The sequence below is a fragment of the Pseudomonas sp. Irchel s3b5 genome (assembly GCF_900187435.1).
Classification (GTDB): Bacteria; Pseudomonadota; Gammaproteobacteria; order Pseudomonadales; family Pseudomonadaceae; genus Aquipseudomonas.
The window spans coordinates 112,038-118,380 of record NZ_FYDY01000015.1; the positions used below are offsets into that span (position 1 = coordinate 112,038).

A 6,343-nucleotide genomic window follows, 5' to 3' on the forward strand; every position below is an offset into this window, starting at 1 on the left:
AATTTCCTGTGTACCTCGCAGAAAGCGCATAGCACAACGTTACTGAGAACACCTACCATTTGCGTCTGGAGTCGCATTTGCGCAAGGAGATTCGCGCCGCCCCTTTTTCCAATCGGCCGCGCGCCGCCTCAGGATCGAAACATGACCACTCCAGCCCGACTCCGCGTGCCCTTTCGTGCGACGCTACTCGCGCTTTTTTGCTCCCTGTCCGTGACGGCGCATGCCGAAACGCCTGAAGCGCCCGAAACCCAGGGCAAGCCGCTGATGCTCGGTGACGTCAATGTCAACGCCCAGGCACCGACAGCGTCCGACCTGCCCCCGGTGTACGCCGGTGGTCAGGTTGCACGCGGCGGCCAACTGGGCGTGCTGGGCAATCAGGACATCATGGACGTGCCGTTCAACATGACGGCCTACACCGAAGAATTGATCCGCGACCAGCAATCCGAAACCATCGGCGACGTGCTGCTCAATGATTCATCGGTGCGTCAGGCTTCCGGATATTCCAACCAGGCCCAGACCTTTATGATTCGTGGCCTGCCCCTCAATGGCGACGACATTTCCTTTAATGGCCTGTACGGCATCCTGCCGCGACAGATCGTTTCCACCGATGCCCTGGAACGTGTCGAAGTGTTCAAAGGCCCGAACGCCTTCATCAACGGTGTAACCCCGACCGGTTCCGGTATCGGCGGTGGCGTCAACGTGCAACCCAAGCGCGCCGGTGATGAACCGTTGCGTCGTTTCAGCACTGACATCAGTGATGACGGACGCATCGGCGAACACCTGGATATTGGTCAGCGCTTCGGCGAGGACAACCAATTCGGCGTACGCCTCAACCTGTCGCAACGCGAAGGCGATACCGCCATCGACGATGAAAACCAGCGCTCCAAACTGTTGGCCCTCGGCCTCGACTACCGTGGCGATGCCCTGCGTGTTTCCGGTGACTTCATCTATTCGAAAGAACGCATCAACGGTGGCCGCAGCTCGGTAAACCTTGGCGACACCACGCACATCCCCGATGCACCGTCGGCCGATACCAACTATGCGCAAAAGTGGGGCTTCAGTGAGATCGAAGACACCTTCGGCATGTTGCGCGCCGAATATGACCTGAACGACAGCTGGACCGCCTACGCTGCTGCCGGTGCCAAGCATACCCGTGAAGTCGGCAACTTCGACTCCACCACGCTGGTGGGCAACGATGGCAGCTCGGTGACCAGCGGCTCGTACATTCCGCACAATGAAGACAACAGCAGTGCCATGACCGGCCTCAATGGCAAATTCGCCACCGGGCCGGTCACCCATAAACTCAACTTCGGCCTGGCTGGGATCTGGACCCAACAGCGCAACGCCTACGATTTCGACCAGAATGATTACTCGAATAACATCTATCACCCGATCGACGTTCCGGCGCCAGGCGGCGGTTTCTCAGGCGGCGACCTGGGTGATCCGGGCATTACCGGCAAAACCTTCATGCGCAGCGTCGCCGTGTCCGACACACTGGGCTTTATCGATGATCGCCTGCTGATCACACTCGGCGCACGCCGCCAACAGTTGGTCGTCCAGGGCTACGACTACGACACCGGTAGCCGCACGTCCAACTACGACGAATCGATCACGACCCCGGTGTACGGCATCGTGTTCAAGCCGTGGGACCACGTGTCGTTCTACGCCAACCGTATCGAAGGGCTGGCCCAGGGTCCGACGGCACCGACCACTTCAGGCTCGCGGGTCGTGGTCAACGCCAACGAAGTCTTTGCCCCGACACGTTCCAAACAGATCGAAGCCGGCGTCAAGGTCGACATGGGCACCTACGGCGCAACGCTCGGTGTGTACCGCATCGAACAACCGGCTGACGGTTATACCCAGATCATCGACGACACCACTGCGGTGTTCGTTCAGGACGGTGAACAGGTCAACAAAGGCGTGGAGCTCAACGTGTTCGGCGAACCCCTCGACGGTCTGCGGGTAATCAGTGGCGTGACCGTGATGGACACTGAGCTGAAGCAGACACAGGACGGCCTCAACGACGGCAATCAGGCCATCGGCGTGCCGAGCTTCCAGTTCAATGCCAACGTCGATTGGGACGTGCCCGGCCTGCAAGGCGTGACCCTGAGCGGACGGATGCTGCGCACCGGCGGCCAGTACGCCGACGCCGCCAACAACCTCAGCCTGCCGACCTGGAACCGCTTCGATGCCGGTGCCCGTTACGCGTTCAAGGTCCAGGAAAAAGACGTGACCGTGCGCTTCGGCGTGGAAAACGTCGCCAACAAGAGTTACTGGGAATCGGCCCAGGGTGGCTACCTGACCCAAGGCGAACCACGCTCGGCGAAGCTGTCGGGCACCATCGATTTCTAACCGCCAATCCCCGGCGAGCAGCAAAGATCCCTGTAGGAGCGAGCTTGCTCGCGATGGACTCAAGCACACCGCGTACATCCAGAAAGTGCGCGTCATCGTTAGCGTCCATCGCGAGCAGGCTCGCTCCTACATATGTTTTCCGTTGGGCGCACAACTGCGCTGGGGTTTTCCACTGGGCCATACTTGTCTCACGAGCAAGGAGGACAGGCCCATGCAACGTAGCGACGTGTTGATTACCGGTGCCGGCCCCACCGGGTTGGTGCTGGCGTTGTGGCTAAGCAACCTCGGCGTGCGCGTGCGGATTATCGACAAGGCCTCGGCGCCCGGCACCACGTCCCGGGCGTTGGCGGTGCAAGCGCGGACGCTGGAGTTGTATCGCCAACTCGGCCTGGCCGACGCCATCGTGCAGCACGGCCATCGCGTGGCGGCCGCCAATTTCTGGGTCAAGGGTGAGCCCATCGCGCGCTTGCCGCTAAGCCGTATTGGCGAAGGCTTGACGCCCTACGCCTTTCTCGAAATCTTCCCGCAAGACGAACACGAACGGCTGCTGATCGACCGCCTCGAAACCTTCGGCATCACGGTTGAGCGCAACACCGAGTTGCTGGGTTTCGAGGAAACCGCCGACGGCATCACCGCCACCTTGCGCCTGCCCGACGGTCAGCAAGAAACCTGCCAGGCCTGCTACCTGGCTGGTTGCGATGGTGCCCGCTCGATTGTGCGCAAGACGCTGGACACTGGCTTTCCCGGTGGCACCTATCAGCAGATTTTCTATGTCGCCGACGTGCAGGCCAGCGGCCCGACGTTCAATGGCGAATTGCACGTGGATCTGGACGAAGCGGACTTTCTCGCCGTGTTCCCGCTGGCGGGTTCGGGCCGTGCGCGCCTGATCGGTACTGTGCGCGATGAACGTGCCGAACACGCCGAGACCCTGCGTTTCGAAGACGTCAGCAGCCGGGCCATCGAGCACATGAAGGTCAGGATCGAGCAACTGAACTGGTTCTCGACGTACCGCGTGCATCATCGGGTGGCGGATCACTTTCGCACTGGACGCGCCTTTTTGCTCGGTGATGCCGCCCACGTGCACAGCCCCGCGGGCGGCCAGGGCATGAACACCGGGATCGGCGACGCCATCAACCTGGCATGGAAACTCGCCGCTGTGCTGAGCGGCGGCGCCGAGGCCAGACTGCTCGACACCTACGAACCCGAACGCATCGCGTTCGCCCGCAAACTGGTGGCCACCACCGACCGGGTGTTCACTTTCGTCACAGCCGAAGGGCGCATGGCCGACTTGCTGCGCACCCGTCTGGCGCCCTTCCTGATTCCGAAAATGGCCTCGTTCGAGACCTCCCGCGAATTCCTGTTTCGCACGGTGTCGCAAATCACCCTGAACTATCGCGGCATGTCGCTAAGCAGTGGCGTCGCCGGGCATGTGCATGGCGGCGACCGCTTGCCCTGGGCTCACGATGGCGAGGGGGATAATTTTGAATCGCTGAAGTGCCCGGTCTGGCAGGTGCATGTCTACGGAGACACCAGCGACGCGATGATTGACTGGTGTCACGAACACCATTTGCCACTGCATGTGTTCGGCTGGCGCCCGGCGTTTGAAACCGCAGGCCTTGGGCGTAGCGGGTTTTATCTGTTGCGGCCGGACACTTACGTGGCGATTGCCGAGACGTGTTCTGACCCAAAGGTGATCGAGCGGTATTTCCATGATCACGGGATCCGGCCGTTTTTCGGCCCTCCCTGAATCACCGCGCCCCCCTGTAGGAGCTGGCTTGCCTGCGATGAGGCCGGAACATCCAACATCACGATTGACTGATCCGACGCCATCGCGAGCAAGCTTGTTCCTACAGGAAAGGTGTTTAACTGGAAACGGGACTTGGAATCTGTAACCCGCGCACCACCGCCGGCCGCGCCAGGAAGCGCTCCAGTACCCGTGTGACGTTGGGGAAGTTCTGAATGCCCACCAGATCGCCGGCTTCATAGAAACCGATCAGGTTGCGCACCCAAGGGAAGGTGGCGATGTCGGCAATGGTGTAGCGCTCGCCCATGATCCAGTCGCGACCTTCGAGACGTCCGTTGAGCACACCGAGCAGGCGTTTGCTTTCTTCGACATAGCGGTCGCGGGGACGCTTGTCTTCATAGGCCTTGCCGGCGAATTTGTTGAAGAAACCGAGCTGGCCGAACATCGGGCCAATGCCGCCCATCTGGAACATCAACCACTGGATGGTTTCGTACCGGGCAGCCGTTTCCTGAGCCAGCAACTGCCCGCTCTTGTCCGCCAGGTAAATCAGAATCGCCCCGGATTCGAACAGCGCCAAAGGCCGGTCATCCGGGCCATGGGGATCGAGGATGGCCGGGATTTTGTTGTTGGGGTTCAGCGACAGGAACTCGGGGGACATCTGGTCATGGGTGTCGAAACTGACGCGATGCGCCTCATAGGGCAGGCCGATTTCTTCGAGCATGATCGAGACCTTGACGCCGTTGGGGGTCGGCAAGGAGTACAGCTGAATCCACTCCGGGGACTGGGCCGGCCATTTTCGAGTGATGGGGAACGCAGACAAATCGGTCATGGGAAGGATCCACGAGAAAATTGAGAATGCCGATCATAAGGGAGAAAAAGCGGGTTGCGACGCCTGGCGCCATGAAGATCCCTGATAGTGAAGATCAACAGAGATCACATGCTTTTCACACCCGTCGCTGTACGGTGTCCATAAATCCGCAACATCCTGTCGATAACCTACACTGCAACCCGTTGCTGGTTACCGGTAAATTGCTGCGCTCTTGGCCGGTATCGAACCAAATGGGTGTCAGAGGACTCTGAGCACCACCCCTTTGGAAAACGGACCGGTTCAACGACATGGAAAACACCCAACGCAGGAAACGTGTGGTGTAAAGGTTTGTCAGCCTTAACCGATTTGCGCTGAAGAACCTTATTCGATGATGAACCCGCTGAAATTCGCCAAACGTCTTAAACATCGCGCCTACATTCTGCTGCCCGCCTTGGTGGCGGTCAGTGCGTTGTTTCTGGTACTGGAATCCAGCTATACCCGCGCCCATCCGATGGATGGCACGCAGACGCTGGTGTTCTTGCGTCACGGTGAAAAACCCGCCGGTGGTCTCGGCCAGCTCAATTGCCAGGGCCTGAACCGCGCCATCGACCTGGCCACCCTGCTCCCGGAAAAGTTCGGCAAGGCCGATTACGTGTTCGCCGCGAACCCGACGCGCAACGTCGAGGAAGGTGAGCTGGACAACTCCTACAGCTACATCCGCCCCCTGATGACCATCAGCCCCAGCGCCATCAAGCTGGGCTTGCCGGTGAACATCAACTTCTCGGCCAATGACACCAGTGATCTGGCCGATGAATTGCTCCACGACAAGTATCACAACTCGGTCATTTACACCGCTTGGTCCCACGGTTATCTGCCGGAACTGATCAACAAGGTCGCCGGGGAAGCCATCGGCAAGAAAGTGAAAATCACCGATGACTGGAAATCCAGCGACTATGACTCGCTGTATGTGCTCACCCTGACCTGGCACAACGGCAAGGCCAGTTTGCAGAGCCATACCTATCAGCAGGGGCTGAACAATGGGCAGGAGACTTGCCCGACCTGAGTTTTGCGTTGTTTGACCGGGCGTCATCGCGAGCAAGCTCGCTCCTACAGGGATCTTCAGTGAACGAAGAACCCCTGTAGGAGCGAGCTTGCTCGGATGAGGCGGGAAAAAACACCCTCAACTTTTCTGGCTGACCGGGACTGTCAGATATTTTGTGTGCAGGCCGGTAACGGCCTGCCGTTAGGCAGGCCATTCTTTTACCAGGCAGGCCTGATAAATCGATCTCCGTACAGAATCGCGAATTGATTCATCGCACTTTTCCAGTCATGGGCCGCTGAGCCCCAGTTTGCTGTGATGTTGCGCAGCCCAAGCCAGATCAGTTTTGTCGCCGCATCGTCGGTTGGGAAGTGACCTCGGGTCTTGATGATCTTGCGCA

The 6,343-nt window shown here is 59.5% G+C and carries 4 protein-coding genes and 1 pseudogene; 3 read left to right on the forward strand and 2 right to left on the reverse strand.

Features of this window, described 5'->3' with window-relative positions; translation table 11 throughout:
- Nucleotides 1-141: 141 nt before the first annotated feature.
- Together CKW15_RS17085 and CKW15_RS17090 are read left to right on the forward strand one after the other, a co-directional pair.
- Entirely contained in the window at nucleotides 142-2,352 is a 2,211-nt protein-coding gene (locus CKW15_RS17085; RefSeq protein ID WP_095059143.1) for a TonB-dependent siderophore receptor, read from the forward strand.
- A gap of 211 nt (nucleotides 2,353-2,563) precedes the next feature.
- The gene (locus CKW15_RS17090; RefSeq protein WP_095059145.1) at nucleotides 2,564-4,099 is read left to right on the forward strand and encodes an FAD-dependent monooxygenase; all 1,536 of its coding nucleotides are present in this window, start codon (nucleotides 2,564-2,566) and stop codon (nucleotides 4,097-4,099) included.
- 115 nt (nucleotides 4,100-4,214) lie between these two features.
- On the opposite strand, the gene CKW15_RS17095 is transcribed toward CKW15_RS17090, so the two are convergent.
- Entirely contained in the window at nucleotides 4,215-4,925 is a 711-nt protein-coding gene (locus tag CKW15_RS17095; protein WP_095059146.1) for a glutathione binding-like protein, read from the reverse strand.
- Nucleotides 4,926-5,295: 370 nt separating this feature from the next.
- On the opposite strand from CKW15_RS17095, the gene CKW15_RS17100 reads away from it, so the two are divergent.
- Nucleotides 5,296-5,967, forward strand: coding sequence for a histidine phosphatase family protein (locus CKW15_RS17100; protein WP_371856300.1), 672 nt, complete (start codon nucleotides 5,296-5,298; stop codon nucleotides 5,965-5,967).
- Nucleotides 5,968-6,164: 197 nt separating this feature from the next.
- Here the strand turns inward: CKW15_RS17100 and CKW15_RS17105 are convergent.
- Nucleotides 6,165-6,343, reverse strand: a pseudogene (locus CKW15_RS17105) (IS256 family transposase); the annotation flags it as partial.

What these genes read in the sequence shown, in the direction of transcription:
- CKW15_RS17085 (WP_095059143.1), top strand. Translation starts at nt 142, where the DNA reads ATGACCACTCCAGCCCGACTCCGCGTGCCCTTTCGTGCGACGCTACTC.
- CKW15_RS17090 (WP_095059145.1), top strand. Translation starts at nt 2,564, where the DNA reads ATGCAACGTAGCGACGTGTTGATTACCGGTGCCGGCCCCACCGGGTTG.
- CKW15_RS17095 (WP_095059146.1), bottom strand. Translation starts at nt 4,925, where the DNA reads ATGACCGATTTGTCTGCGTTCCCCATCACTCGAAAATGGCCGGCCCAG.
- CKW15_RS17100 (WP_371856300.1), top strand. Translation starts at nt 5,296, where the DNA reads ATGAACCCGCTGAAATTCGCCAAACGTCTTAAACATCGCGCCTACATT.